1 protein-coding gene is annotated in these 568 nt (G+C 57.9%); it reads right to left on the minus strand.

Translation table 11 applies throughout. The features are described 5' to 3' along the window. Window positions 1–84: 84 nt before the first annotated feature. Window positions 85–568 (minus strand): IS630 family transposase (locus VQ044_RS25565; protein WP_331827928.1); only part of this gene is annotated, 484 nt, incomplete at its 5' end.

Raw genomic sequence — 568 nt, forward strand, 5'->3', positions numbered from 1 at the left:
AAAAGCCGACCTCCTATGAATCATCGAAAACCCATCCTGGGAATCTCTAAAATCGTCGCGCGCTAAAAATATGCCAAAGTAGTGCTAGTGGATTGATTCCAACGTTTGGAACCCTCGGTTTCGGGCGGCGATGATGTCATCGGGATCGGCTTTCCAGACGAATGGTTGCAGGCTTTCGGCATTGTATTCGCGGATGAAGCGGTTGATGGCGGCTTGAAGATCGACGACGGAATGGAAGACGCCGTGCTTGAGCCTGCGCCGCGTGAGTTTGGCGAAGAAGCCCTCGACGGCGTTGAGCCAGGAGCACGAGGTCGGGGTGAAGTGGAAGGTCCAGCGCGGATGACGGTCGAGCCAGGCTCGGACCTTGTCCTTCTTGTGCGCCGCGTAATTGTCGAGGATCACATGGATGGCCTTGTCGGCCGGCACCTCGCGCTCGATGCGGTTGAGGAATCGGATGAACTCCTGATGGCGGTGGCGCTGGGAATGTCCCGGTCTCTGTTGAAACTCTGAAGTGGGCGGCGTTGCCCGCCTTGAGCCGTTAGGCTCGGGGTGCCGATTCCACTGAGGA

Origin of the sequence: Aurantimonas sp. C2-5-R2, assembly GCF_036549495.1 — a bacterium.
In the GTDB taxonomy this organism is placed as follows: Bacteria; Pseudomonadota; Alphaproteobacteria; order Rhizobiales; family Rhizobiaceae; genus Aurantimonas; species Aurantimonas coralicida_A.